Genomic DNA, 26603 nt, shown 5'->3' with positions numbered 1-26603 from the left:
ATGGTTTCTTCTGATACAACACATATTTCTGATACACCTACACAAGAGCCCGTGAGTGCTCCTGGTCGTTGCGAGCTGCCACTTGATGGTCGTTGTGACGCAGAGGCAGTTTCTGGCTCTAACACCTTTATTTCTTGGGGCGCCCGCTCTGACGTGGGATTAGTTCGCGAGCATAACGAGGACTCGTTCCTTTTGCGCACTCCCCTTTTTGCCATCTGCGATGGTATGGGAGGTCACGCCGCTGGTGAGGTAGCAAGCTCCATTGCTGTTAAGGTTATTGCCGAACAGGCACCAAGTACCGCAGACGATGTCCGTCTTGGCGCTGCAATTGAGGCTGCTAACCAGGAAGTTATTGATGCTCCTGCAAAGGGTATTGGCAAACCTGGCATGGGCTCCACTGCCTCTGCTGTCCTCATTGAGGGCAATCAGATGGCCGTTGCTCATGTTGGTGACTCTCGCATTTACCTGCTCCATCATGGCACGCTGGTCCGCATTACTCATGACCACAGCTACGTTGAGGAGCTCATTGATTCTGGCCAGATTACTGCTGATGAGGCGCGTACACACCCTTCTCGCTCAGTAGTTACGCGAGCTCTTGGCTCTGATCCAGACATGTACGCAGATCATTTCTCGCTTGAAGTATCTGATGGTGACCGCATCATCTTGTGCTCCGATGGCCTTTCTGGCATGGTGCCCGACGATGAGATTGAAGCCATTGCTGTCTCTAACGTCACGCCACAAAAGGCTGCCGATAACCTTGTTTCCGCAGCTCTTACCTATGGCGGCTCAGACAACATTACCGTTATTGTCATCGATGTCTTGGACGACGGCATAGCCGATCAAACCAGAAAACACCTTACTCGTGGCGTCATTGCCACGTTTGTCTCGTTCCTTGCGCTCTTTGCAGCCACTGTTGCGGTGTTCTTCCTGTTTGTAAGCAGCGAGTGGTACTTAGGAATTAACGGAACTACCGTTGGCGTTTATCGAGGTATTCCTACAACAATTGCCGGCATAAACATGTCTTCGCTTGTTGAAACTACGTCGATTGAAATAAAAGATTTGCCCGACGCAGTTCAAGACTCTCTTGCAGACGGAATTCGCGTTAAAAACGAGGATGAAGCACATAGCACCGTCGAGAATTACCGCAAACAAATTGACGACGCCAACACTAAAGCGGTCAAAAAGAAAGAAGACGCTCAGTCTGGCGGAACACCCACAACAGAAACAACAACGTCAACAACAAGTTCGGGAGGTGAGTAGGAATGGAAAAAGCAGGTGGACTAAGGCGTAATACAGAGCTCTTCTTACTATTTGTAGGAGCAATCCCTGTATTTCTGCTGTACGCCATGTACATGATTACTGCTCGCTCAACGCTCAGCCTTGAGACAATGGCCGTTCCTATTGGTCTCTTTGCAGCATTTACCGTAGCTCACATTGCTATTAGGTTCCTTGCTCCCGCAGCAGATCCCGCCATTCTCCCCATTGTGTTTGTGCTCTCGGGAATTGGCATCACCATGGTCACCAGACTTGCGCCAAATCTTGCAGTCAACCAAACAATTTGGCTCTTTATCTCTGTTGTTGTGATGATTGTGGTACTAGCGGTCATTAGAAATCTTGACGCGTTAGCACGCTACAAATACTCCATTGGTATTCTCGGCGTCATACTGCTTCTTCTGCCAATTGTTATTGGCCAAGATCGCTACGGCGCAAAACTCTGGATTTCTTTTGGCACATTCACCTTCCAGCCTGGTGAGCTTGCAAAGATTGCCATTACGCTCTTCCTGGCATTTTATCTTGCACTGAATCGAGAAGCCCTATCGGTCTCCATGCGTTCTTTTGGACCTTTCCGCATTCCTCGCTTTAAAATGCTGCTTCCTCTGTTTGTCATGTGGGGCATCAGCCTGATTGTTGTTATTTTTGAACGCGACCTTGGTAGCGCTCTGCTCTTCTTCGTGTTCTTTGTCATCATGCTCTATGTAGCAACAGGTCGCGCAAGCTACGTTTTTGTCAGTATTGCGCTCTTGGCCATTGGCGGCGTGGTGCTTTATCACTTCTTTGGTCATGTTCAGACTCGTGTCAACATTTGGCTTGACCCCTTCAAAGATCCCGCTGGAGACGGCTACCAAATTGTCCAGTCCCTCTATTCCATCGCAGATGGAGGTCTTGCTGGCACTGGAATTGATAAGGGAATGCCTACGCTTATCCCTATTGTTGAGTCTGACTTTATTTTCTCGGCCATTGCTGAGGAGCTGGGACTCTTTGGCGGAGCGGCAATTATTACCCTGTTCCTGCTCCTTACTGTGCGCGGTCTTGCAACAGCGGCTCGTGCAAAGTCCGATTCATCTGCTTTTGCGGCTGCTGGTCTTACCAGCGTTTTGGCGTTCCAAACCTTCCTCATTGTTGCAGGCGTTACTAAGCTCATGCCTCTTACCGGCGTTACCCTACCCTTTATGAGTCAGGGCGGCAGCTCTCTTCTTTCCAGCTTTATCATTGTTGCCCTGCTGCTCAGAGCAGGTGACGAGGGAACTGGTCGCGAAACAGAGCTTGAGCCAAGCAAGAAAACGCTTGACTCCCAGAGGCTCGAAATTTCTTCTGGTGGAGCTCACGCCTCTTCCGTTTTGCATGGCAGCCACATCCGTGGAGGCTTTGGACTGCAGTCTGAGGAATCCGGTGTTCTGGGACGTGTTGCCCTTGGAAAACGTCTGACCAATTTGGTTACCGTGTTTACCCTCTTCTTCACCGTTCTTCTCGGCAACTTGACCTTCTTGATGGTCATTGACGCACCTAGAATTCAGGCACTTCCTACCAACAACCACACTATTGCTAAGAGCGCATATGTTCAGCGCGGCGCCATCATGACTTCTGACGGCGTCACTCTGGCAGAGAGCGTCAAGCAAGACGACGGCACCTACGTGCGCAACTATCCGCACGACGGCATGGCTTCTCACACCGTTGGCTACATCTCAACCCAGTACGGAACTGCAGGTATCGAGTCCACCATGAACGAAACGCTCACTGGTCACGCAGATCATTCCGACTGGAGAAGCGCTCTGTACTCGATGGCAGGCGTTAATACCGCTGGTTCAAGCGTTGTTCTGACCATCAATTCCCAGATGCAGGCTGTAGCAGAAGCTGCACTCCAGGGATATTCCGGCTCCATTGTTGTTATGGATCCAGCCACCGGAGCCGTGCTTGCAAAGGCTTCAAGCCCTTCATACACCCACGCTGATCTGGGCACTGTTATCGAGTCTGGTACCGGCAGTCAGCTGGTCGACAGAACTACCCAGGCGCTCTACTCCCCTGGTTCGTCGTTTAAGACCATTACGCTTTCTGCTGGAATTGACACACATACCACCACGCTGGACACCACCTATTCAGCTCCAGGAACTATGGAGCTTGGCGGTGGAACCATCCACAACTACGCCAACGAGGACATGGGCACTATTCCTCTGCGTGAGGCATTTGCTCGCTCTTCTAACACGGCGTTGGCGCAGCTTGGCGTAGCACTTGGCGCAGACAACCTGGTCAGCTATGCACGTGCCTTTGGTTATGGCACAGCGCTTGGCCAGGACTTCTCCACTACACCATCGCTGATGCCAAATCCTGCCGAGATGACCACCTGGGAGCTTGGCTGGGCATCCTGCGGTCTTCCTGTTGGAGAGCATGCAAGCCCTGCAGGTCCTCAGACCACTGTCATGCAAAACGCTGTTGTTGCGGCTGCAATTGCTAACGGCGGCGTGGTCATGAACCCTTACATTGTTGATCGCGTTCTCTCGCCAGAGGGAGCTGTTGTTTCTACAACGTCACCAAAATCGCTTGGACAGGCAGTGTCTGCGGATACCGCTGCGCAGGTCCGAGAGGCAATGTTGGGCGTTGTTGAATCTGGCACTGGTATGGGAGCTCGCGTTCCGGGTGTCAAGATTGCAGGTAAAACAGGTACGGCAGACGTCGAGAACGGTAACTTTAACTCGTTCTTCATCGGTTTTGCGCCTTACGACCACCCAACTCTTGTTGTTTCTGTTGTCATCGAAGGCAACGGCGAGAACGTTTTAGGTTACGGTGCTCAAGTTGGCGGACGTGTTCTTGCGCAGTGCCTGAACATCCAGGCTTTGGGAGCTGCTTCGTAGCGCCTAAAACACCGCACGGTCTTCTCCCCAAGTAGTTGGGTGTGTTCTAAGATAGTAAGTGACGTGGCGAGAAAATCGCACGCTTGATAGGAGTTGAGTTATGCCAGGTAGAATGCTCAGTGGGCGTTACCAGGTTCAAGACAAAATTGGTACCGGTGGAATGGCCACCGTTTACCGCGGACAGGACCAGGTTCTTGGTCGTACTGTTGCCATCAAGATGATGCTGCCGCAGTACGCAAATGATCCTTCCTTTGCTGCCCGTTTTAAGCAGGAGGCTCAGGCTGCAGCGGCGCTCTCCAGTCCTTATATTGTCTCGATATACGACTGGGGTAAGGATGGCGAGTCCTACTACATTGTCATGGAGTATCTGCGTGGTACAGACCTTAAGAGTGGCATCCGCAAACATGGAGCCCTTGATTCCCGTAAGGTCGCTCAGATTGGCTCTCAGATTGCTCAGGCGCTCTCTGTAGCACATCGTCACGACATCATTCACCGTGACATCAAACCACAGAACATCATGGTCCAGCCAGATGGCAACATCAAGGTCATGGACTTTGGCATTGCTCGTGCAAAGAACAGCAGTCTAACCACCGATAACTCTGTTCTTGGCACCGCTCATTACGTTTCTCCAGAGCAGAGTACCGGCAAGCCTTTGGGACCAACCACCGATATCTATTCCCTAGGCATTGTCATGTACGAAGCTGCAACTGGCCGCGTTCCCTTTGTTGGTGATGACGCTATCAGCGTTGCTATGAAGCAGGTCAACGAGGCTCCTCAGCCACCATCGCTGATCAACCCCAACGTTGACCCCGCACTCGAGGCAATCATTCTTCGCTGTATGGAGAAAAACCCAGCTGACCGCTATCAGAGTGCTGACGAGCTTGCTCGTGCGCTGCGCGATTTTATTGCTGGCCGCGCTACTATTCCAAGCAACACCACCGTGAGCCCCCGCATTGTGACACCACCTCAGCCAACTTCCAGGTTGGATCGTCGCGGCATTGACGGCTCCAACACCTACATCACGCGCGGTGGCGACACTGGTCGCTTGAACCGCGTCCATTCTCGCGAAGAGGCTGATGAGCTTGACAGGCGCGAGAATAAACGTCACAAGCGCAACGTTATTCTCGGCGTTCTGGGCGCTTTGGTTGTCCTGGCTCTTGCCGGCTTTGCTATTGCACAGATGCTCGGCAACTCCGCCCAGCAGTATCTGGTTCCACAGTTTGTTGGTCAGACAAAAGACCAGGCTACTCAGGCACTAAATGCTTCTGATAGCCACTTTAAGCTGGGAACTGTTACAGAAAGCTACAGTGATTCTGCTCCTGAAGGCCAGGTCATTGATCAGACACCAAGCGCTAACAAACAGGCTTCTGAAGGAACCGCGGTTAACCTTGTCATTTCTAAGGGCGCTAAACCTGCTGCTGCAGTTAAGGTGCCTGATCTTACCAACAAGAGTCCATCAGAGGCTGAGTCTGCTCTTGCTGCTGTTGGCCTCAAAGCAAGAAATGGTGACTCGGTTGAGTCGGACGACGTAACCGTTGGTTATGTTGCAACACAGGAACCAGCCGCAGGTAGCGATGCTAAAGCTGGCGACACCATCACCTATCACCTGTCTACTGGCAAGGGTAAGGCAGATGTTCCAGACGTCACCGAGATGACTGCCGAGCGTGCGTCCGATGTTTTGAAAGATGCAGGCTTCAAGGTAGATACTCAGAAACAGCCTTCGTCGAGCGTTCCTGAGGGCCGTGTCATCTCCCAGTCTCCAGCTAACGGCAAGGCAGATAAGGGTTCTACCGTAACCATCGTTGTTTCCTCTGGTGCTCAGAGCGGATCTGTTCCAAACGTCGTTGGCAAGGACTTTGAAACCGCTCAGTCCACGCTGGAAAACGCTGGCTTCCAGGTCAACACGGTTTGGGTCTACGATGACAACGTTGCAACTGGAAACGTAGTTGGCCAGACACCATCAAGCGCTGCAGCTGGTGCTACTATCACCATCCGCGTCTCTAGCGGACCTCGCCCATCAGTGTAATCGCTGCGGCGTACAATGTGCTCAACCAGTACGTTCAAGCCCTGCAACCGTGTTTGGTTGCAGGGCTTTTTGCTGCCACAGAAATTGTTCGACAGCGGCACGTGTCATCGCCGGAACCGGCGACGCAAGCACTTCAGCGCTTTTCGGGTCATAGACAACTGATGTAACCGACACGACCTGTTTTTGCTGATAGCCGAACACACCTAAGTCGGATAATCTGTCAAAAAGACGTATACATGACGCCGAAAATAGCTAAGGCGTGCAGATTATCGTCATTAGGTGTGTAATATGCCCGCAATTAAGCAGATTATCCGACATAGGTGTGTTGCTTAGAAGTGAAATTTACCTATAGTTAGATTTTTTATATTTCTCTATTCATTTTCCAGCATATTAGATGAAGTTTATGCATAAAGATGTATATCAGTCAGGGAGACCACTCGGTCGTCAGACATTGAGCCCCAGTTGTCCGGTTATCTTGATTAAGAACTAGACAATTTCTCAGCGAGGCGCGGCTAAGATGCACCATTTTGTACGCCAAACCTAAAAGCCGACGCTGACACGCCTCAACAGAGAAAAACCGGCAGCGCAAAGCTGCCGGTTTGAAATCAATGGTGCCCCCGGGCCGATTCGAACGGCCGACACCCGCTTTAGGAGAGCGGTGCTCTATCCCCTGAGCTACGAAGGCATGTGGGATATTCTACTCACGTAGGCTCGCGTACGCAAATATCACCATCGCTTACGGCGCCGGCAGCAGCACGAAACTGCTACTTGCGACGAGCCTTGCGCTCGGCTCTCTTTCTGTCGTACTCAGCCTGACGCTCGAGGTAGAAATCGTTGAGCTTCTTATCGGTCATGCCAGCAACCTTAGCCTCGATCTTCTTGCGAAGAGGACGCATCTTAAAGAAGCTGTAGACAACCGAACCAAAGATGCAGAAGTAAGCAAAGACCAGCATGATGGCAGAAATCATACCAACGCCAGTGTTCAAATCCCTGGACTCAGGAACCATATACGAAAGCACCAGCGTAATGATGGTTGCTACAAAGCCAAGACCCAAGAAGACCCACCAAACGCGCTCGGCACGATGATAGTCTGGATCCGCGCGCAGCATAGCCTCAAATCCGCGACTACGAATATCCTCGCGCTCGCGCTGGCGAGCACGTGCAGCACGCTTCTCCTCTTTGCTCTTTGGAGCACTGGAGCCAGAGCCGGAGCCACTCACACGTACAGACGCAGCTGCCTCTCGCACTGGTTTAGCAGTAGCAGCAGATTTGCGACCAAAAGCGGAATACGAAGGACGCTCAGTCTCCTCAGAGGTTTCTTTCTTTGAAAGGCTTGCGGTAGCCTCACGCGCTTCTTTGGTTGCGCCTGTAATGGTGTCACGCAGTGACATTGGTCTCCTTCAGTGGTACAAACTCAGTTCCCGTAATAATCTGGAATGCCGTACGATAACGCTCGGACGTACCCTCAATAACCTCTTCTGGAAGATGAGGTGGCTCTCCTTGCATGTCCCAGTGGGCTTTCAGCCAATCGCGCACATACTGTTTGTCGTAGCTTGGCTGAACGTGTCCCTCAGAATAACCCTCAGCAGGCCAGAAACGACTTGAATCAGGTGTAAGGCACTCATCAATAAGTGTAAGTTTTCCGTCGATAAAACCAAACTCAAATTTGGTATCCGCAATAATAATTCCACGAGTTGCAGCATATTCTGCAGCAGCCTTATAAATTGCAAGCGAGGCTTCCTTCAGCTGAGTAGCAACATCCTCACCAACAATCTCGCAGCAGCGCTCAAACGAGATATTCTCGTCATGATCGCCAAGCTCAGCCTTAGTTGAAGGTGTAAAGATTGGCTCAGGAAGTTTAGATGCCTCAGTCAGACCATCAGGCAGCTTAATGCCGCAGACGGTACCGTCCTGGTCATAGGTCTTTTTGCCAGAACCAGTAAGGTAACCACGGACAATGCACTCGATTGGCACGGTCTGTGCTTTCTTTACTAGCATTGCGCGGCCAGCAAGATACTCAGTGTAATCTGCAAACTGCTCAGGAGTCTGATCTGGCAGAACAGAAATCATGTGGTTAGGCAGAAGGTCCTTGAAGCGATTAAACCAGAAAGCGCTGATACGTGTCAGAATTTCTCCCTTAAAAGGAATCTCGTCGGGGAGAATAAAATCAAAAGCACTAATGCGATCGCTCGCAACCATCAAAAGTTTGTCGCCACAATCGTAGATATCGCGAACCTTACCGTGCGAATCGGGACGAAGCTCAGCTCCAGCCACAATGACCTCACTTCTGCGCAAAGCGCGTTGTATTGCAGGACTTTTGATTGTACGGCAAAATGCCCAAAAATCGGCCTACAACAAAGTATCTGTTACAGAGATATTATTTTGGGCAAGCAGAGGAAGGTGCAGCGAGAAGGTCGTGCCCTTTCCAAGCTCGGATTCTACCGAGATAGTGCCGTTATGACGGTCCATAATCTCTTTTGTGATTGCCAATCCAACGCCAAGACCGCCCGAAGCGCGCTCGCGGCTTTCTTCGGCGCGCCAGAATCGCGAGAAGGTCTGTGGAATGTCCTCAGGAGCAATTCCCATACCGTCATCAGTCACGGAGATAACCGCATCGTTATCGTCGATTGATACGGTTATAACAACATGACCCCCGTCGTCGGTATAGCGGATAGCGTTGCTCAACAAATTGGTCAGGGCTTCTCGGATCATGTCCGAATCAATATCAACAAAACAATTGCCCTCTGGTGTCTTATCCACAAAGGTCAACGTGCGGTTATTCTCCTTGAAGAGTGTTTCTTGTACCGCAACAAGACTCGCCACCATAGCCACAACATTGACGCTTTCTGGGTTAAACTTTGTCTTTCCGTTCTCAAGTCTCGAGAGGTGGAGCATGGCGTCTACCAGGCGAGAAAGACGTCTACTCTCAGACACAATGTTTTCCAAGCGCTCTTCATCTGCAGGTAAAATACCATCTTGGATTGCTTCAACGGTGGCCATGATAGCCATGAGCGGAGTTCTGAGCTCATGTGCAACATCACTGGTCAGACGACGTTCAAGCTTAATGTCTCTTTCGAGTGAAGACGCCATGTCGTCGAAGGTTTCTCCCAGACGCCCCAGTTCATTCTCGCCACGGATGCCTGAACGAGCCGCAAGATTGCCGCTTCTGATCTGAACAGCCGTCTCGGTAATACGGCGTACGGGCTTGGTAAGTGAACGTGAGGCCAAAATACCAATTAACCCCGAAAGCGAAATTGCAATGGCTGCAGCAAGACTAATTGCCTGGTAAGAGCCATTACGGAACGCAATGTCTCGCTGGGTCAGGAACGGCTCAGAACCAAACGTCCAAATTCTAATGCTGCCCACAGGCTCACCTTGTAGGTTTTGGACAACTGCATAAACCACGGCGTCACCCGTCTGAGGGCCAGATAATGCACTATTTCCGCCAGGTCGGCGAGCATTTGGCGCCGAGTCGTCATACAGAACCACGCCAGAAACATCTAAGACCTGGATACCAATATCGGAATTGGTTGCAGAGGCCTGGCGTGCAATAGAGAGAACGTCGGCATTCCAGCCTTCTGCGCGCGCGTACGCCTGAGACATATTGAGCGCGGTAGTATCAACGGTGTTTTGTAGGTTCTCCCTGGTATAAGCGGTAAAACGACTTTCCCACACAATGCCCAAAACAGAAATAAGCACCAATACCGTCATGACAGCAGTCAGCGCAAAGAACGCCGCCATACGGGTGGTAAAGCTTTGAGTGCCAACGGGATCGGGCTTAATAGTTTTATAAGAACCCTCAGTTTCCGGAGGGTTCTTAAGAGAATTTGAATGATGTTTCTTGAAGAGCGCCAAAACTCTAGAGCTTAGGACTCGTGGCTAGCGTTGCCAGCCTCAAAGCGATAGCCGACACCGTGAACGGTGAACAGCCAGCGAGGATTACGAGGATCATCGCCGAGCTTTGCGCGCAAGTTCTTGACATGCGAATCAATAGTGCGCTCATAGCCCTCAAAATCATAACCCAGGACCTTCTCGACAAGCTCCATACGTGTGTACACGCGACCAGGATAGCGAGCAAGGGTGGTGAGCAGCTTAAACTCTGAAGCGGTCAGGTCAACTTCCTCGTTGTTGATGAGAATCTTGTGACCAGAAATATCAATAGTAAGGGTACCGTAATCAAGCACGTCAACAGCAGTATCTGGCTCAGAATACGTACGGCGGAACAGCGCGCGAACGCGTGCCACCAGCTCACGTGGCGAGAAAGGCTTAACAAGATAGTCATCAGCACCAAGCTCAAGACCAATAATTCTGTCTTCCACCTCACCTTTTGCGGTAAGCATAATGATAGGCACGTTAGAGGTATCTCTAATTGCACGGCAAACGCGCTCTCCAGAAAGTTTTGGGAGCATAAGATCGAGAATCACCAGGTCAAATGCGTGCTTTTCAAACTCTTCAACTGCACTTTGACCGTCGCCAACGCCCTTAACAACGTAATTTTCGCGCTCAAGATATGCTGAGACGGCGTCACGGATGACTTTCTCATCTTCGACAATCAGAATTTTCTTCTCGTCGGAAGCCATTGTCTCCCCTTTTCTTTTGCCCTGCATGTATGTGCGTATGGCACATTACGATTATTCATTAATTATTTGTATTCATTCTATCTCTATACCTACAAATAATCTACAAAGAAAAAACACGAACTGTCACGGAAGCCGGATATCCACTGGTAGGATCCTTAACAGTTGAGTAGGTTACAAAAGAATCACAGTTGCCTTCTCGAGCGGGAAACTCTCCGTAATCAACGCTTCTATCCATTGAATAGAGCCAGTTTGCCGTTTGATTTTGCGTATCAACAAGCACGTAAGAGGCGCGGCTCTTAACTATGTAAAGACTACCTTTACCTGCCGATATTGCATAAGGTTCACGCTCAATGACGTAAGGGTTTTCGCCTGAAGCAGGCAGGATATATGTTCCCATCTTGCCCAGCAGACCGCCCGAGTCATAACTTGCTTCAACCGACACAATAAACTTATCGTCTACGCGACTTGCTGCAAAAGGTTTGACAGATTGAGGCATAACAAGCTGGTCAACCTTGGTTTTAAGGTTGTCTCCCAGCAGATATGCTGTAACGCCATAGAAGGTGCCTTCGGAGGCGCGAACTCGAGGAGTGAGGGTAACTACGCCCTTTGAGACAGACGGTGCAGTAGCAAATCTACCTGGAGATTCAACGGCATCCGTTCCCTCAGCATCCCCCACACGCCACACGTAGCAGTGAGAAGATTCACGGGTTTTCTCGCCAGAAGAAGCTGGTTGGACGAGCCAAACCACCTTATCGTCTCCGCAGGCAAACGGAGCCGGATCCCAGTTTTTATCAGCTTTGTAGAGGACCTTTGCATCTCCAGTAAGCTTGCCGTCAGAAAATGGTGCGGCAAGAAGCTCCCAGTCAAAGGTTGTGGTGTCCACCTCAACCCATGCATAAACGGAGTCGGAGCAACGAACGTCGTAAATTACGGCGGTGGTATTGTTCATCTGAGCCGCAGGAACAACGTCAACAACCTGGCCAGACGTCAGCGAAAGAGCAGAGCCCTTTACCATTGGCGTAGCAGATGCGCCGGCCGTGGTGACGGGAATCCAATTTCCATCGGCTGGATGCAACACGCTTCCCAAAGGAAGACTCCAGGTCTGGCTAGGTTGGGCAGAATACTCCGCTGAGCTATAGGAGTCCAGCACATTTGTGCCAGAGGACTCGTCAAGTACCAGCGGTTTTCCTGCATCTCCCGAGCCTTCTTGATGAGAGCAGCCAGCCGCGATGCTAATTGCACCCGCAACTACGACACCAGCCGCTCCCGTCTTAAAGAAGTTTCGGCGAGAAATGTTCCCAAACAGTGACACGATTTAGTCCAATTCAAGATGCTCAAGACGGTCAAACAAAACGTTTGAACGGGTAAGGAATGCGCGAGGATCAAAGATTTTCTCAAGCTCCTCATGGCTTAGCGTACAAGCTGGATCTGCCTCAAGAAGCTCCTGATAGGATGGTCCTTCCTTGCACTGCTGAATATCTGCCCAAACCTTCATAGCGTTAGACTGGACAATCTTGTATGCCTCTTCACGAGTAATACCAGTGTTGACCAGGGCAAGAAGGACCTTTGACGAGAAGAGCATGCCACGGGTCTTATTGAGGTTGGCCATCATCTGCTCTGGATACAGGACCATGCCATCAAGCAGGAACTCAAGCTTTGAGAGCATGTGGTCAAGAGCAATGAAGCTGTCTGCCTGGGCAACGCGCTCAGCGGAAGAGTGACTGATATCACGCTCGTGCCAAAGAGCAACGTTATCAAAAGCAACCTGTGCGTTTGCCTTAACTACGCGGGACAAACCACAGATCTTCTCGGCAGTAATGGGGTTACGCTTGTGAGGCATAGCGGAAGAGCCCTTCTGGCCCTTGCGGAATGGCTCCTCGGCCTCGAGGGTATCGGTCTTCTGCAGCGCACGCATCTCAGTTGCAATACGCTCGCAGGTAGCGGCAACGGTTGCCAGAACACCAGCAAGGTAAGCGTGGTGGTCGCGAGAAATTACCTGGGTTGAAAGTGGATCGTGGACAAGACCGAGTTTCTCGCAAACATACTCCTCTACAAAAGGATCAATGGAAGAGTAGGTTCCAACAGCACCAGAAATAGCACCATAGGCAACGTTTTTACGAGCATCCATCAAGCGGTCAAGGTCGCGCTTAAACTCCCAGGCCCAGCTACCAAATTTCATGCCAAAGGTCATAGGCTCAGCATGAATGCCATGAGTACGACCAACGCACAGAGTATCGCGCTCCTCAAATGCGCGACGCTTGCAGATAGCAGCGCAGCGACGAACCGCAGCAATAAGCAGGTCACATGCCTGGGTGAGCTGATAGCAAAGAGCGGTGTCGCCCAGGTCCGTTGAGGTCATACCGTAGTGAACCCAGCGACTTGGCTTAAGCTCACCCTCTGGAACCTTAGCATCGATGTAGGAGCCCATATTGGTCAGAAAGGCAATGACGTCGTGGTTGGTAACGGCCTCGATCTCGTCTACCTCAGCGCGATTAAACGCAGCGTGCTCACGAATCCAAGCTGCCTCTTCGTGAGAAATACCAATAACACCAAGCTCAGCCTGTGCTTCGCACGCAAGGACTTCAATCTCCTGCCAAACGGCGTACTTGTTCTCCAAAGAAAAGATGTGGCCCATTTCTTTGCCGGTGTAGCGATCTACCACGATGAGACTCCTTCTGCTCGTAAAAGAAAAGGTCGAGTACCACTATGGTACCCGACCTTTGAATTACCTGGTGGGCCGTTAGGGGTTCGAACCCTAGACCTTGGGATTAAAAGTCCCCTGCTCTACCAACTGAGCTAACGGCCCATTATCGGGCGTGGCAATTTTACCACGCAACTAGGATAGTGTAGCAGTTTACTCCCATGCCCATTGTCCATTTACGAAAATTGGTGTTTCTTTTCCATCGGCAGAAATTCCCCAAATGTTCAAATCGTCTGCACCAATCATAAAATCAACGTGTGTAGTGCTCTGATTAACACCGTTGGCCAAAAGCTCTTCTGGACTCATCTCAAGGCCGCCCTTCAGGCACTCTGGGAAGCCCATTCCAAGCGCTAAATGGCAGCTAGCATTCTCGTCATACAGGGTATCGTAGAACAGAATGCCGCTCTGGCGAATAGGCGTGTTCTTGGAGATAAGCGCACATTCTCCCAGGTACTTGCCGCCCTTTTGAGAAACAATAGAAGTCAGAACGTCTTTGCCCTGCTCAGCGCCGTAGTCAACAACCTCGCCGTCTTTGAAGGTAAACCAGAAGTTTTTAACAATCTGGCCGGCATGAATCAGAGGCAACGCAGAGTGAACAGTGCCGTTTACCTTGCGATAGTTTGGCGTGGTAAAGACTTCCTCAGTAGGAATGTTAGGGAAGAACAACGTTCCATCCTGAGTCTTTCCAGCGCCGCCCTCCCAAAGATGCCCTGGGTTCATACCAATAGTCAGATCAGTTCCATTTGAAGATTCATAGCGAAGCTCTTCAAACTGGTGAGAATTCATGAAGCGCTTGGTCTTCTCAAATGTTGCATTGTGGGTCTCCCAAGCACTCTGAGGATCTTCTCCACTTGCATGAGCAACGTCCAAAATTGCAATCCAAAGCCTGTAGGTTGCCTCAGCCTCAGAAAGCTCTGGGAAAATTACCTTTGCCCATTCAGCTGCAGGAACACCAGCAATACACCAAACGTTTTTTCCAAAGTCCATGCCGTTTCTAAAGACGTCGCACTCTAGGTTTCTTGCGCGAGAAACAGCAGCTGGCTTTTCTGGATCAATTCCCTTTAGACCATTTGGATCATCAGACGAGAGGAACAAAAATGCTGCACCCTGCTCTGCAAGGGAGTTAAGCTGCTCAATCTTCCAGCTTGGTGTCTTAGAGAGACGCGCTAGGTCAACGTTTTCGTACATAATTCTTGAGGACTCTTGATCGCCCCAAATAACTGTGACAAATTCTGCGCCAGCCGCATAAGCTGCTCGCTGAACCCTACGGGCAAAATCAGCAATCTCAATTGAAGCGTTAATTACCAGCTGACTTCCCTCAGAAATTGCGCATCCCTTCTTAACAAGAAGCTCTGCGTATTTATCAATCTGATCAGACAGCGCATCAAGGGCAATCTTTACCTCTTGATCTGTCATAGGAATTTGTGCCATGTTGTTCCCTTCAACCATCAGTCCGCGTAATTCGAGTAATTAAGCACGCTCTATCAAAGATATATCCAAAATATTTCCGCTCAACTTCTACCCGAACAACCTTCTTCACAACGCCAAATTTCAATCTTGTCCATAAAAAGAGCCCCGAAGGGCTCTTGTATGTCTTTGGAGCGGGCAACGGGATTCGAACCCGCGGATGATGGCTTGGGAAGCCATTGCCTTACCACTTGGCGATACCCGCAATTGTGTAGATTTTATCACAGTATTTTTTGCCTTTTGATTGCTTGCTTAGCAACTAGATAAAAGTTTGATGAGTTGCTTTCTGCCTAGCTGCGCATATACAACAAATATGAGCCTACACAAATTTTCTCCGTCAGAAACTGGACAGGCGCTGGTCAGAATAGGCACAAAGTCACTCTTTAGCATGCTCTCCAACGAAAGGAGCGCTATGCAAAAGTACTTCTGGCGAGAGACCCCCGCACACCACTATCCCACCTCTTATAGGCGCCTGCTCTCCACCCGACAACTCCGCCTTCCTCGGGCAAAGCTGCTTGGCGGAGACCCCGTCATGCCAAGCAGCTTCCCTTCTGTAGGACATGCGGGTCTGCGGGCACGTCTAGCAGACAGGTTTTCTCGCAAACCTGAGGCTCCGCCATAAAGAAAAAGACCGGTGAAGCACCGGTCTTAAAGAAAGCTGTTTTGTTGCAACACATTAGTTAACGCTGTGATTGAGCGCTGGGTTCTTAGCTAGGCACTCGTTACAAATACCCGTAAAGCACAGAGCGTAAGAGTCAATCTCGCCGCAAGAATCCTTAGTGAGGCTGGTAAGGTCCCTCAGAACTGGTCCGTCGACATCAAAGACACGGCCACACTCATGACACTGGAAGTGTGCATGCTCGGTTGTTGTCGGATCAAAACGAGAGATATTATCGCCGGTATTAACAACCTGGAGCTCGCCTGCGTCAACAAGCTGCATAAGGTTACGGTAAACAGTTCCAAGAGAGATGTTTGGTAACTCCTCTCTTACTGCTGCATACACACTATCTGCTGTTGGATGGTCATGGCGACCTTCCATATAAGTACGAATTGCCTCACGTTGCTTGCTGTAACGCACGATAACCTCATTAATTAGTAAGTGTTACTGATTACTGAATACGTTAACACTAATTGTCTATATGTTGCAACAAAAGCTCACGTTTATGCATTACCAATTATCTCTATATACGCAATCTACCTCTGATTTTTCAGTTTGGAGGCACGCATGTTTATCACAAAATCCTCAAAACCTAAGAAGGAAACAGCTACACGAAGACAAACTTCTTCTTCTGTCTTTCACTTCTGGTTTATCCCTCTGTTACTTGGAGCCCTTCTCCTCAGCCATTTTTTCCTAAAGCCTGCTCATAGGCTTGCTTTTGCACAAGAGCCCTCATTTATCGTTGCACAAAGAGAAGATTTTCCTGGTGGACAGCAAATTCCCATGTGGACTGCTAGCGACGGTACCTATCTTTACTGTGGAGATGAATTTAACCACTATGGTGCATGGCCAGGAGCAACGGGAAGTGTAGTTGACCCGCAGTCTTATACAAAGCTCACCGCAGTCAACGGTACTCGCGGTGGAACGTATACAAATGAACAGCTTCGAGCTATTGATTACATCATCTATCACGGAGCTACCGCGTCCCAAGAAAAGGACGTGTATGGATATACAGGATGGAAGGCGCGAGCCATCACGCAGTTTGCGCTTTGGACTGTTATGCGCGGTGAAGCCCATGCGCTTGCGGTAAGTGTTCCTCAGGCAGAGCTTCATCAACCTATTGAGCAGTTCTATTCCGATGCTATGAATTACGCCCAAAACAATGACAGCGGTCCAGAAAAAGGAGTTGCCAAGCTCTTTGTACCCACAGGAGACAAACAGGTTCTGTTTTTCTTTGGACAGCAATCTGGCTCACTCAAAATCACTAAAGGCTCCTTATTGCCTGATGTCACCTCCAATAACGAGCACTACACCCTAGAAGGCGCTATCTACGGAGTATATTCCGACGAGAGTTGTACCAATCTTCTTGGCAGTCTCACCCTTGATAAATCTGGGTCTGCAGCGCTCGACAATCTTCCTGTTGGAACGGCATATGTAAAAGAAACCACTGCTCCAAAGGGCTTTCTTCTTGATCAATCGGTTCATGCTGTAAAAATAACAAACCAGGAAGAGAGCACTCTCACGGTTACCGATACTCCTATTGGAGAGTTTGATCTACGCATTTCAAAACAAGACTTTGACCACAACACTAGCCTCGATGAAGACGCTCGTTCTGAGCAGCAAAGCGCTTCTCCCCAAGGAAACGCAACGCTACAGGGTGCACTTTTTAAAGTGACCTATAGCGGCTCTGCTGAAACAACACTAAGAACATGGGTTTTCTCGACAGATGCTCACGGTTTTGTTTCTTTTGATGCAGACCATAAGGTTTCTGGAGATGACCTCTTTACTCTTGGCGAGAAACCCTGGCTTCCTCTGGGGTATTACCAAATCGAAGAAATTCAAGCACCTGAAGGCTATAAACTTCCAGAACATTCACTTCAAACCTGGAAGCTATCAAACCAAAACGGCAATCTTATCTGGACAAATCTTTCTAGCGGAAAAGAGAATTCCTCGTCTGAGCACTCCTTTACCTTCAAAGACGAGGTAATAAGAGGAAATCTTAAAGTTAAGAAAATTGGACACACTTCCCTAAGTTCACCCGATGGTTATTCTGAGGCAGAAGAAATGCCAAGTCTGAAGGGCGCCAAAATTGAGCTAACTAATAGCTCTGCTCAACCCATCTTCTATCAGGGAAAATGGATTGCTCCTCACGAAGTTGTCACCACAGTAGATACAAACGAGCTTGGAGAGGCTACCGTCGAAGGTCTTCCCTTTGGCTCCTATTCACTTAAGGAGATTACGGCCCCAGCAGGTTACTCTCTCAACAAAGAATGGAACCCTACGGTTACCCTTACTTCTGAAGAGACTGTAGAAGCACCTGAACTCATTGATGAAAGAATTTCTTTACAAACGATGCTTGTGGATGTTGCTGGATCAAAAAATCCTGAATATGCCGAGAAACTCAATCTTGTTGATCACATTAAATACGAGGGTCTTACCCCAGGAGAAGAGTACCAAATTACCGGAGAGCTCTATGAAACAAAACAGCTCCAAGAAGGTACAGCGGAACCCATCGCTCGAGGAACTGTCCGCTTCAAAGCTCCTACCTCATCGGGAGAAGCTGCGGTTCCTTTTTCTGTAAGGACTGCCTCACTTGAAGGTAAAGAAGTTACCGCCTACGAAACCATCTCAAAAGATGGTGAGAAAGTTGCTTCGCACACCGATAGTCACTCTAAAGCACAAACTATTCGTGTGACGCCTAAGCCCCATCTTCCGGGCACGGCAGACAGTGCGTATGCAATTCCTCTTTCGCTTGCTCTGGCAGGATCGGTACTTATTGGATGTGTCCACTTATTTGCAGCAAAAATAAGACGCTCCTTTTAGTTGAGCAACCTTGCCTTAGCGCTAAAAAAGAAAGGGCAGAAATCTCTGCCCTTTCTTAAAAACTTACTCTAGCTAGTGACTTGTTCGTTTATGAGCGTCTAATAAGCTCAGTAACAAGGGCTGCAGCGTCAGCACACTGACCAGCATTAACGTTCTCGCGAACATCGGCAGCGGTGCGGCTTAGCGCAGGAAGTCCATCCTCACTCAAGCCCATCAAGGTAACAGAACGAACTGAATTCTGCATTGCAGGAGTTGCATCAGTGGTGTCCCAGTCAAATGCACTCTGCTCAACATCAATATGAAGATCAGCTGCAATAGTAGAAAGGAGTCGAGTCATTCTGCGATCAGCGCGGCGAACGTTGCCAATTCCCTCATTCTTAAGAATGGAAAGCGTACCAGCACCAACACAATCAAGGTTAATGAGAAAAGCTCCGCGAATATCAGTTCTATGCTTTGCGAGGAACTCCCTCATGCCTGCGTGGTCAAAATCAGACGCTCCAAGTGCAACAAACCAAATATCGTGTGCAATGAGCTCGTCATCAGAAAGTGAAAGAACAGCATTACGAAGATCATCCTCAGAGACAACAGATGCATCCTCAGAGTCAGTATCTTCACGATTCTCTGCAGATGGAGCTGCTCCGCCCTTCCAATCATCTGATGGTCCGTCGTTACGACCAAAGAGTCTAAAGGAGCGACGCTTTGCCTCAGGAGTCTTTGCGTCCTGTGCCTCTGTGAGACCCTCATCAGCCGAAATGGTGTCGAATGGGCTCTCTGCATCTTCTGCCTCTGGAGAAGGCGCAGATGTTGGAGCTGGAACATAGTGAGGAGCTGGCTCGGAAGATGGAGCTAGAGGATCAACGGCGTCGCCAGAAGGATCAGGAAGATCAAAGAGGGACGCACGACGAGCAAAGTCGTTCTTAGCATGGAGCTCATGTGTTGCTTCAGGCTGTACCTGCGTTGCATCTGCATCAGCGGATTCATGAACCTGCTTCATAGTTGCATTGAGCTCATCGTCAACAGAATCATACGCAACGGTGTTGTCAGCAGAAGCATCCTCAGTCCGCTCTTCTTCTGTTGTTGCATTTACAGCCTCTGCAACATCCTCGAGAGATGCAGTCTGGCTTGCGCCAGTAGTGTCATAAGCAACGTAGCTTACTTCGCAATCCTCAGGAAGAATGCCCAGTGAATTAAGAACTTCCTCGCCGTGGCGGACGCCTTCCACCTCATCAGGCTCTGGGATAAGTGCAGCTGCATCTCCTGCAAAATGATGAACAACCTCGGGTCGATGACCAGTAGGACGGACATTCTCGAGAATACCAAGAAGTGCTGCAACTGAAGACTTGTTGTTGTTTGCGCCAATAGTGCAAGGTGCAAAACGCTCTGCAATAGTTGCGACAGAAAGAGCAACAAGTGGAAGAGCTGCAAGAATACCAACAATCCAGAAAAGGACACGAACTGGATCAGGAAGGAAACGAAGAATCTGAACAAACGTAGCAACAAACACGGCAACTACACACCAACGCGCATACCTCTGTGCAAGCGGTACGTACTTTGCTACAGGGGACTCAACAAGGAAGTTTGTATGTGGAGAGTCATAGTGAGCAACAATTACGATTGGACGATTGCCTTTTGCGACAAGCTCACCAGTGGCCTCGTGTTTAGCAACAACGTTCTGGCTCCTAATAGAAGATCCAAATGAACCCAGAATGTCATTACCAAAATACTTGAGACAAGTAAGTGCGCCAAAGCCAGCAACAAGCAAAACACCAAAAGCAATGAGTGCTGCATTACCAGTGCCTGCAAAAATAACACCAATGAAAAGGAGGATTAGATAAATTGAATAACCAAGACTCTTAATAGACTTAGCATCAAATTCTTCAATGGTTGCCTCAAGCCCGTGAAGTTTCATTTCTTCAGCAATGGTTTGAGCGGCCTGAAGCTCCTCTTGGCTACCGGCAGGAGCAATATCAATCTGCTCGTCTAGATAGTCAACATAGTCATGTGTGATGGCCATACTACGTCCTTCGTTGGCATGTCTTCTGACAGGTTTCATATATACGTCATTAGTATACGTCTTATATCGAAATATAGCGGTTAAAGTGTATTTTTACGTCCAAATTTAGAAATTCTGCACTAAATATCAAAAACTTTCGTATATGTTTAGAGAGATTTGAGTTCAACTAGCAAAAAGCGGGAGGTGGATATGGCTCCAAACAATCAAACTCTAGGTAATAATGAACTTGGTGCCTGGAGGATTTTCTCGCTATTTATGCTGCTAATTCAAAAGGGACCTCTACCCTCGGCAGAAATATATGCAGCGATTTACTCAGATTTATCTACCGATTCTGCTTTAAGAACTTTTTCAAGAGATCGCACTGTTTTGAAACAGCTTGGATTTGCAATTACAGAGGTAAAAACGGGAAAAGAAAAGTCATTCTATCTTTCGGACTCGAATTTCTTTAATTCCTCGTACGACTTAAGCCCTGAAGATGCCAATCAGCTGCTTGTAATCTGCAGTGCAATTCTCACTGACGCAACGTTTGTATACCAAGAGGAATTGAGAAACGCGCTCTCTAAAATTGTGGGTAACTTTTATTCCTTGGACTCAGGTAAGTCAGACAGCCAAAAACTCAGCGCTTCTTCCCAAAACAAAGTCTTTCCTGTTCTATACGAATCACTCAGCTCTAAACAACTGGTAAACATCACCTACACAAACTCACAGGACCTAGTTAAGCAAAAACATCTGGGCGTGCTGGACTTCTTTGTTTCACAGGGACTTCTATACTTTGTGGCCCAAGATTTTTCATCCGGTACTGAGAGCGCTTCCATCAAAACTTTTCGCGTTGACCGTGTTTTAGATGCCGCGATTCTTAAAAATGAGTCCTTCTCCATACCAGAAGAGTTTGATTCAAAAGACTATAAACTCCTTGATTTCCAGCTCGGATTGCAAGCAGACACGCTTACCGCGTTTGTCCCCAAAAATATACTCGCTGCTTTTGAACATTTCTCGCAAGGTCAAGGGGATGTTGAGCTCCTCTCTAATGGCGCTTTGTGGACCGTTACTTACGCTCATGAAGACACCGCTTTATCTTGGATTCTTGCTCATGGATTAATTCCAAGGTCTCCAGAGTCTCTTCTCGCAAAGTGGAAAGGGTCTTTAAGCGAGGTTGCCAATGGCTGTTAAAAACACCTCTTTTGGAAGAAAAAACATATCGTCAGCTGTCTATAAGCTCATACTGCTTTCTTCTGCATTGAGGGAGTCTTTTGACGCAGTTGAGCTAAGCGCGGTTCAGTCGCGATTTAGCATTTCCTCTGAAGAGGCTGCTATTCTGATGGAGCTTTTGCAGCTCACGGACGAGAATGGCTATCTTCCTCTCCCCCTTACGGGAGACCAAGATACTCTGACACTTGTTGGAGAGTCTCCCTTTACTGCTCGCAGGCTTGTCTTAACGGATGAAGAAACCTTGGCACTTAAAGAGGCTTTTACCGCTCTCGCTTTGCCCCAAGAAAGTGTATTTTGGAGCCTCTTGAAACCTCCATATACAAGAAGCTCTTCACCGGACGGGTCTTCAGTCTCTCTTGTCTCCAAAAGTCACTCTAAAGAAGTAGATGCGTTCCTCACCTGCTCAAATGCAATTGCAGAATCTCAAGTCATTTCATTCAACTATCGCTCTGAGGCGTCTGTTGCAGAAGCTCGCGGTGATAGAGATGCTGCAATTATCCAGAGAGAGGTTCTTCCCTATAAGCTGTCATACGGAGAAAATGGATGGCTTATCGAGGGGGTTGATTTAAACCTAGAGCAGCAAAGGGTCTTTAGGGTCAATCGAATGAGCTGCATTGAAACGCAATCCGCTTCATTTGAGCACAGAAAGCTTGCGGAACGCGTGCAAGATTCTGCTATGCAAGAAAAGTCTCAGCTGGTAGAGCTTACCTTCTTTGATAAAAACGCCCTTACGCACTATTCGTGGCCAGGACTTAAAACGGTTGGAAGCCAGCGCAATACTGCAGAAATTAAAGCAACTATCCCCTATTACGGTGGAACGTGGCTGCTACAACGATTGCTTGCCCTTAAGGGAAAAGTAACAACCAAAGACAAGGCCGTGATGCACGCAATGCGCACTTACGCTGCGTCTTTGCTTGCTGCAGAAGAGCAGCTCTAAGCCAATCAGGTGATTGCAGCCCTGCTACGCGTCGTGTTCTTCTCGCCACTTGGCAATTTGCTCGGAGATGTCCTTTGTCAAGACGCGCCGGTAGTTCTTGTTAGGCAGCGATTTTAAGAACGAGCTGCCATATCGCTTGGATACTAGCCTGGAATCGGCAAGCACCAAAACGCCCTTGTCATCAGCGCTTCTAATAAGACGGCCAGCGGCCTGCTTTGTTGCAATTACCGCCTCTGGCAGAGAATAGCGCCACCACGCACGATCTTCTCGTGATTCACGCTCTTTGACCAGCGGTTCATTAGGGCTTGCAAACGGAAGCTTAGGAATTACTACGCACCTAAGCGTGTCTCCCGCAGCATCAAAGCCTTCCCAGAACGATTTAAGAGCAAACAGCGAGAGGTTCTTTTCGGCTAGGAACTTTTCACGAACACGTCGAGCAGAGGAAGAGCGCTCCTGGCAGGCAAGATTAAGGCCCTGCTCACTCAAGCGTGGCTCCAACGCTTCATAGAGGCGCTCCATATCGCGTCTGTTGGTAAAGAGCGTCAGCACCGAGCCGCCCATCTGAACATGAACGTCGTATAGCAGCTTTTCCAGAGCGTCTAGGTAACCTGGATCAGTTGGTGCAGGCATGTCTTCGGCCACAAAGACAGCCATATGGTTCTCGTAGTCAAAGCTTGAGTCTAAGTGCAGACTCTTGTGTTCAAAGGCGCCTCTATCCAGGCCAACAGCGTGCTCAAAATGCGAGAAATCATCTCCAACGGCAATGGTCGCCGAAGTAAACACAACGGAATGCGTCTCCGGCAGCCACTTCTCTGCCAGCTCTGCACCAATATCAAGCTTCTCGGCCACAAGAGCCTCAGAGCCAATATCACGCTTCAGTCGAGTCAACTTTGCCGAATAGACGTAACTCTTGTCTGTTCCCTCGCAAATGAGCTTCAGAGACTGCAGAAGGGTGCTCAAGAACACCCCCGCCTCGCTCAAGTTGCTTGCAAGGTTTGGAGCTGATGCAATGAGCGCCTCGGTGGTTTTTCCTATACGAAGCGTCGCTTCTTCAAGAGCAGAAAGAGCAACGGAAGCGGTCTCCAAGACCTCTTTCCATTCCTCTGTCTCTCTTACTTCATCGTTAATCCAAAGCTGAAGGGAGTTATAGCCGCCGTCGCTTTTGGCCAACGGAGCCAACTCATGCACGGTGGCCATAAGGTTGCCCATTGCTGCCATAGCTCGCTGAACTGCGGCTGCAGAGCGCGTGAGAAGACCGGTGAGTAGCGTAGAGTCCTCAAGATTAGCGGCGCCTACCATAGCAGCATGAATGGCTCCGGACTTAATTCCGCCAAGCAGCTCAAAGCCGTTTCGCATCTCTTTAGCAGAAATTTCTACTGCCCACTGATGGCGAGCTTCAGCCTCAAAGCCATGAGCCTCGTCAATCACCCAATGTCTGATAGGTGGCAGAATTTTTCCGTCAGCAGCAACGTTTCTCAGCAACAGAGAGTGATTGGTTACCACAACATCCGAAGATCCCGCACGTTTACGAGCTCCATGAACAAAGCACTCATGAGGGTAATACGGGCACTTGGAGCGCAGGCACTCCGCTGCTTTGATAGTTACCATCTCTCGTGGAACCGAGCGCCAGCGAATCCCCAACGCATCCAAATCGCCATCAGCCGACTGGCACGCGTAGGCATAAATCACCGCAATTGCGGTCAGCATGTCAGACGCAACGCTGTTGCTCGAGCGCCCTTCCTGGTCAAGCAGCGTCAGCGGAAGCTCCTCAAGAGCAGCCCTATCAACGCGATGCAGACACGGATAATGCTCGTATCCTTTTAAGCTGCAGAAACTCAATCCATTTGGCAACGCTCGTGCAAGAGCCGGAAGGTCATGAGCAACTAGCTGGTCAGTCAAGGCGTTTGTCTTTGTAGCAATGCCTACGGTAACGTCATTTTTTTGCGCAAAAAGCACCTCAGGCAGCAGGTATGCAATCGACTTGCCAATACCAGTCCCCGCCTCAAGCTCTCTGTGCGAAGAAGTTACCAGCGCATTTCTGACCTCAACGGACATACTGACTTGCTCGCTGCGAGTCTCAAACTTGTCGTACATCTGCGAGACAATGCCCGGTTTAGCAAACGCTCTGTGAATCTCATCTTTAGAAATAGGCAGCATAGCAGGCGTCTCAGGGTCGTCCGCGTCTCTTCTCGCCTTTGCTTTTATGTCGGCAACAAGCTGGCTGCGAATATCCTTGAGCGAGAAAAACGTGCCCGAGATCTCTGCATCTGCAAGTTCGGCACCTGTTGCATCTTTCTTTGCGACACCGCGCTGAACTGCTTCTTCTTCCTTCATTTGCGACAAATACGAGAAGATTGGCCTAAACGTCCACTCCACGCCGTCGTGCATTGACGCCAGTTTGGCGAGAAGACCGCGGGGCAGATTCATAAGTCCCAAAAGCAAGATGCGCCACATCCCACAAAGAGCATCTACGTCGTCACTTGCGCGATGCGTGACCTTCATGGTGCCAAACGCTTCTGCCATGCTGGAAAGCTTGTGTGAAGAAAGTCGAGGTAGCGCTATGCGTGAAAGCGACAGCGTATCAATCCAGGTATCGGAGACTGAAGTTCCACCAGGTACCCGTTCAATAAACGTACGGTCAAAGGTAGCGTTATGAGCCAGAACTGGAAGTCCGCCAACAAACTCTGCGAGGGCAGCAACAGCTTCTTTTGCGCTTGGTGCGCCTTTAACGTCTTCGTCAGTAATTGAGGTCAGGGCTGTAATTTCTTCAGGAATTGGACACCCCGGGTCAACAAAGGTCTGAAAGCGTTCCACAATCTCTCTGCCGCTCAATTTAGCAGCAGAAATCTCAATAAGAGAGCATTTCTTAAAGGACAGACCTGTTGTCTCGGTATCCAAAACAACAATGTCGTCCTCTAAGACATCAAACGACTCATGCTCCGCCCTCTTTGCAAGTTCTAAATACTTCTTGCAAACCGCAGAGGGGGTACCTGGAAGAATGAGTTCTTCTAGTTTTTGCGTAGCGCTTTTAGTGCTGGTCATAACCTACAAATCTACTGGCGATCCTCAAGTGCAAACTCAATAAAGCGAGTGCAGAGCTCAGGGAAATCAATGCCGCCGGTACGTGCAGAATCAGGCAGCAAAGAACGGGCAGTCATGCCAGGAATGGTATTTGTCTCCAGTACCACTGGGACGCCGTCCTTCGTAACAATAAAGTCACTACGAGAAACGCCGCGGCAACCAAGTGCATTGTGAGCCTTAATAGCTAGCTCCTGAGCACGTGCATATACTGCAGGCTCAAGACGAGCTGGAATCACATGGTGCAGGGATGCTGGCTCATATTTTGTCTTAATGCTGTAGAACTCATCGCCCGTAACAATCTCAACGATTGGCAGAGCTGTTGGGTCTTCGTTGCCAATGACAGGAACGGTAATCTCCGTTCCCTCAATGCTCTCCTCAATTAGGATGCGCTCGCCCTGCTCACCCGCAAGTTCAAGTGCAGCGGGAAGTTCTTCTCGCGAAGTAACGCGCGTAACGCCGTAGCTGGAGCCGTTGCCAGAAGGCTTTACAAACATAGGGAGTCCGAGGTCCTCAATAAGCTTGTCTACCTGTTCATCTGTAAAGACGGTACCTGCGGCAACGTCAATTCCCTTAGGAGTTGGAACACCTGCCTGCCTATACATGAGCTTCGACAGCTCTTTTTCAGTTCCCATAGCAGACGCAAGGACCCCAGAAAACGTGTAAGGAATGTGCAGAATCTCGAGAAGACCTTGGATGCAGCCATCCTCACCAAAACGGCCGTGCATAGCAACGTACACGACATCATAACCGCCCTGAGCAAGGGTAACTACAAAGTCTTTTTCTGCAACATCAAGCAGGTCAACACTGGTAAAGCCAGCTTCTTTAAGCGCTTCTGCACACTGCTTGCCAGACTCCATTGCAATCTCATGCTCGTCTGACCAGCCACCTGAAACAACTGCTACATGAAGCTTTTTTAGCTCTTCACGTGTCATTTCCGCTCCTTCAGATAAGTCTCCCATAGGGTAAACTCTAGTAAACGT

The 26603-nt window shown here is 49.3% G+C and carries 18 protein-coding genes and 3 tRNA genes; 7 read left to right on the top strand and 14 right to left on the bottom strand.

Annotated elements, in window-relative coordinates:
* The 3 genes from HMPREF1647_RS01435 to pknB all read left to right on the top strand — a co-directional run bounded on the left by HMPREF1647_RS01435 (window position 1) and on the right by pknB (window position 6153).
* A complete protein-coding gene (locus HMPREF1647_RS01435; RefSeq protein ID WP_052039085.1) occupies window positions 1-1260 on the top strand; it encodes a Stp1/IreP family PP2C-type Ser/Thr phosphatase in 1260 nt (419 codons plus the stop codon).
* A 2-nt stretch (window positions 1261-1262) separates the two neighbouring features.
* On the top strand, window positions 1263-4127 hold the full coding sequence (locus HMPREF1647_RS01430; protein WP_035431427.1) for an FtsW/RodA/SpoVE family cell cycle protein: 2865 nt from the start codon (window positions 1263-1265) through the stop codon (window positions 4125-4127).
* 100 nt (window positions 4128-4227) lie between these two features.
* Window positions 4228-6153, top strand: a complete 1926-nt coding sequence (gene pknB / locus HMPREF1647_RS01425) for a Stk1 family PASTA domain-containing Ser/Thr kinase (RefSeq protein WP_035431424.1) — start codon at window positions 4228-4230, stop codon at window positions 6151-6153.
* 609 nt (window positions 6154-6762) lie between these two features.
* Here pknB and HMPREF1647_RS01420 read toward each other — a convergent pair.
* The 10 genes from HMPREF1647_RS01420 to HMPREF1647_RS01375 all read right to left on the bottom strand — a co-directional run bounded on the left by HMPREF1647_RS01420 (window position 6763) and on the right by HMPREF1647_RS01375 (window position 15106).
* Window positions 6763-6838, bottom strand: a tRNA-Arg gene (locus HMPREF1647_RS01420).
* A 79-nt stretch (window positions 6839-6917) separates the two neighbouring features.
* Window positions 6918-7544, bottom strand: a complete 627-nt coding sequence (locus HMPREF1647_RS01415; protein ID WP_035427167.1) for a hypothetical protein — start codon at window positions 7542-7544, stop codon at window positions 6918-6920.
* A complete protein-coding gene (locus HMPREF1647_RS01410; RefSeq protein WP_035427165.1) occupies window positions 7531-8427 on the bottom strand; it encodes a phosphoribosylaminoimidazolesuccinocarboxamide synthase in 897 nt (298 codons plus the stop codon). The genes HMPREF1647_RS01415 and HMPREF1647_RS01410 overlap by 14 nt, the downstream gene beginning before the upstream one ends.
* A gap of 75 nt (window positions 8428-8502) precedes the next feature.
* Entirely contained in the window at window positions 8503-10008 is a 1506-nt protein-coding gene (locus tag HMPREF1647_RS01405; protein WP_035431422.1) for a sensor histidine kinase, read from the bottom strand.
* An 11-nt stretch (window positions 10009-10019) separates the two neighbouring features.
* A complete protein-coding gene (locus HMPREF1647_RS01400) occupies window positions 10020-10733 on the bottom strand; it encodes a response regulator transcription factor (protein ID WP_035427161.1) in 714 nt (237 codons plus the stop codon).
* Window positions 10734-10833: 100 nt separating this feature from the next.
* Entirely contained in the window at window positions 10834-12045 is a 1212-nt protein-coding gene (locus HMPREF1647_RS01395; RefSeq protein WP_052039084.1) for a hypothetical protein, read from the bottom strand.
* Between the two features lie 3 nt (window positions 12046-12048).
* A complete protein-coding gene (gene purB / locus HMPREF1647_RS01390; RefSeq protein WP_035431420.1) occupies window positions 12049-13395 on the bottom strand; it encodes an adenylosuccinate lyase in 1347 nt (448 codons plus the stop codon).
* A 68-nt stretch (window positions 13396-13463) separates the two neighbouring features.
* A tRNA-Lys gene (locus HMPREF1647_RS01385) sits at window positions 13464-13539 on the bottom strand.
* A gap of 48 nt (window positions 13540-13587) precedes the next feature.
* On the bottom strand, window positions 13588-14865 hold the full coding sequence (locus HMPREF1647_RS01380) for an aminopeptidase (RefSeq protein WP_035431418.1): 1278 nt from the start codon (window positions 14863-14865) through the stop codon (window positions 13588-13590).
* Between the two features lie 166 nt (window positions 14866-15031).
* Window positions 15032-15106, bottom strand: a tRNA-Gly gene (locus tag HMPREF1647_RS01375).
* 207 nt (window positions 15107-15313) lie between these two features.
* Here HMPREF1647_RS01375 and HMPREF1647_RS06970 point away from each other — a divergent pair.
* A complete protein-coding gene (locus HMPREF1647_RS06970) occupies window positions 15314-15523 on the top strand; it encodes a hypothetical protein (protein ID WP_156095532.1) in 210 nt (69 codons plus the stop codon).
* Window positions 15524-15577: 54 nt separating this feature from the next.
* On the opposite strand, the gene HMPREF1647_RS01370 is transcribed toward HMPREF1647_RS06970, so the two are convergent.
* Window positions 15578-15979 carry a Fur family transcriptional regulator gene (locus HMPREF1647_RS01370; RefSeq protein ID WP_081933298.1) on the bottom strand — a complete coding sequence of 134 codons (402 nt, stop codon included), beginning with the start codon at window positions 15977-15979 and terminating at the stop codon, window positions 15578-15580.
* Between the two features lie 363 nt (window positions 15980-16342).
* Here HMPREF1647_RS01370 and HMPREF1647_RS01365 point away from each other — a divergent pair, with 363 nt between their 5' ends.
* Window positions 16343-18382 (top strand): SpaA isopeptide-forming pilin-related protein, encoded by a 2040-nt coding sequence (locus HMPREF1647_RS01365; RefSeq protein WP_187468903.1) that lies wholly within the window; start codon window positions 16343-16345, stop codon window positions 18380-18382.
* A gap of 88 nt (window positions 18383-18470) precedes the next feature.
* Here the strand turns inward: HMPREF1647_RS01365 and HMPREF1647_RS01360 are convergent, their stop codons facing one another.
* Window positions 18471-20396 carry a prolipoprotein diacylglyceryl transferase gene (locus tag HMPREF1647_RS01360; RefSeq protein ID WP_035431413.1) on the bottom strand — a complete coding sequence of 642 codons (1926 nt, stop codon included), beginning with the start codon at window positions 20394-20396 and terminating at the stop codon, window positions 18471-18473.
* A gap of 189 nt (window positions 20397-20585) precedes the next feature.
* Between HMPREF1647_RS01360 and HMPREF1647_RS01355 the strand changes: the two genes are divergently transcribed.
* Together HMPREF1647_RS01355 and HMPREF1647_RS01350 are read left to right on the top strand one after the other, a co-directional pair.
* Complete coding sequence (locus tag HMPREF1647_RS01355; protein WP_035431408.1) at window positions 20586-21566, top strand: helix-turn-helix transcriptional regulator; 981 nt, start codon at window positions 20586-20588, stop codon at window positions 21564-21566.
* On the top strand, window positions 21556-22542 hold the full coding sequence (locus HMPREF1647_RS01350) for a helix-turn-helix transcriptional regulator (RefSeq protein WP_035431406.1): 987 nt from the start codon (window positions 21556-21558) through the stop codon (window positions 22540-22542). The genes HMPREF1647_RS01355 and HMPREF1647_RS01350 overlap by 11 nt, the downstream gene beginning before the upstream one ends.
* A gap of 24 nt (window positions 22543-22566) precedes the next feature.
* Here HMPREF1647_RS01350 and HMPREF1647_RS01345 read toward each other — a convergent pair whose 3' ends face one another.
* Together HMPREF1647_RS01345 and HMPREF1647_RS01340 are read right to left on the bottom strand one after the other, a co-directional pair.
* Window positions 22567-25584 (bottom strand): helicase C-terminal domain-containing protein, encoded by a 3018-nt coding sequence (locus tag HMPREF1647_RS01345; RefSeq protein WP_035431404.1) that lies wholly within the window; start codon window positions 25582-25584, stop codon window positions 22567-22569.
* Window positions 25585-25595: 11 nt separating this feature from the next.
* The gene (locus HMPREF1647_RS01340; RefSeq protein WP_035431402.1) at window positions 25596-26555 is read right to left on the bottom strand and encodes a D-alanine--D-alanine ligase family protein; all 960 of its coding nucleotides are present in this window, start codon (window positions 26553-26555) and stop codon (window positions 25596-25598) included.
* Between the last annotated feature and the right edge of the window lie 48 nt (window positions 26556-26603).

The sequence above is a fragment of the Lancefieldella parvula DNF00906 genome, from assembly GCF_000758945.1.
Taxonomy (GTDB): Bacteria; Actinomycetota; Coriobacteriia; order Coriobacteriales; family Atopobiaceae; genus Lancefieldella; species Lancefieldella parvula_C.
This window is presented reverse-complemented; position numbering and strand designations above follow the sequence as displayed.

What these genes read in the sequence shown, in the direction of transcription:
- HMPREF1647_RS01340 (WP_035431402.1), bottom strand. Translation starts at nt 26,555, where the DNA reads ATGACACGTGAAGAGCTAAAAAAGCTTCATGTAGCAGTTGTTTCAGGT.
- pknB (WP_035431424.1), top strand. Translation starts at nt 4,228, where the DNA reads ATGCCAGGTAGAATGCTCAGTGGGCGTTACCAGGTTCAAGACAAAATT.
- HMPREF1647_RS01355 (WP_035431408.1), top strand. Translation starts at nt 20,586, where the DNA reads ATGGCTCCAAACAATCAAACTCTAGGTAATAATGAACTTGGTGCCTGG.
- HMPREF1647_RS01400 (WP_035427161.1), bottom strand. Translation starts at nt 10,733, where the DNA reads ATGGCTTCCGACGAGAAGAAAATTCTGATTGTCGAAGATGAGAAAGTC.
- HMPREF1647_RS06970 (WP_156095532.1), top strand. Translation starts at nt 15,314, where the DNA reads ATGCAAAAGTACTTCTGGCGAGAGACCCCCGCACACCACTATCCCACC.
- HMPREF1647_RS01365 (WP_187468903.1), top strand. Translation starts at nt 16,343, where the DNA reads ATGTGGACTGCTAGCGACGGTACCTATCTTTACTGTGGAGATGAATTT.
- HMPREF1647_RS01350 (WP_035431406.1), top strand. Translation starts at nt 21,556, where the DNA reads ATGGCTGTTAAAAACACCTCTTTTGGAAGAAAAAACATATCGTCAGCT.
- HMPREF1647_RS01380 (WP_035431418.1), bottom strand. Translation starts at nt 14,865, where the DNA reads ATGGCACAAATTCCTATGACAGATCAAGAGGTAAAGATTGCCCTTGAT.
- HMPREF1647_RS01345 (WP_035431404.1), bottom strand. Translation starts at nt 25,584, where the DNA reads ATGACCAGCACTAAAAGCGCTACGCAAAAACTAGAAGAACTCATTCTT.
- HMPREF1647_RS01430 (WP_035431427.1), top strand. Translation starts at nt 1,263, where the DNA reads ATGGAAAAAGCAGGTGGACTAAGGCGTAATACAGAGCTCTTCTTACTA.
- HMPREF1647_RS01435 (WP_052039085.1), top strand. Translation starts at nt 1, where the DNA reads ATGGTTTCTTCTGATACAACACATATTTCTGATACACCTACACAAGAG.
- HMPREF1647_RS01415 (WP_035427167.1), bottom strand. Translation starts at nt 7,544, where the DNA reads ATGTCACTGCGTGACACCATTACAGGCGCAACCAAAGAAGCGCGTGAG.
- HMPREF1647_RS01360 (WP_035431413.1), bottom strand. Translation starts at nt 20,396, where the DNA reads ATGGCCATCACACATGACTATGTTGACTATCTAGACGAGCAGATTGAT.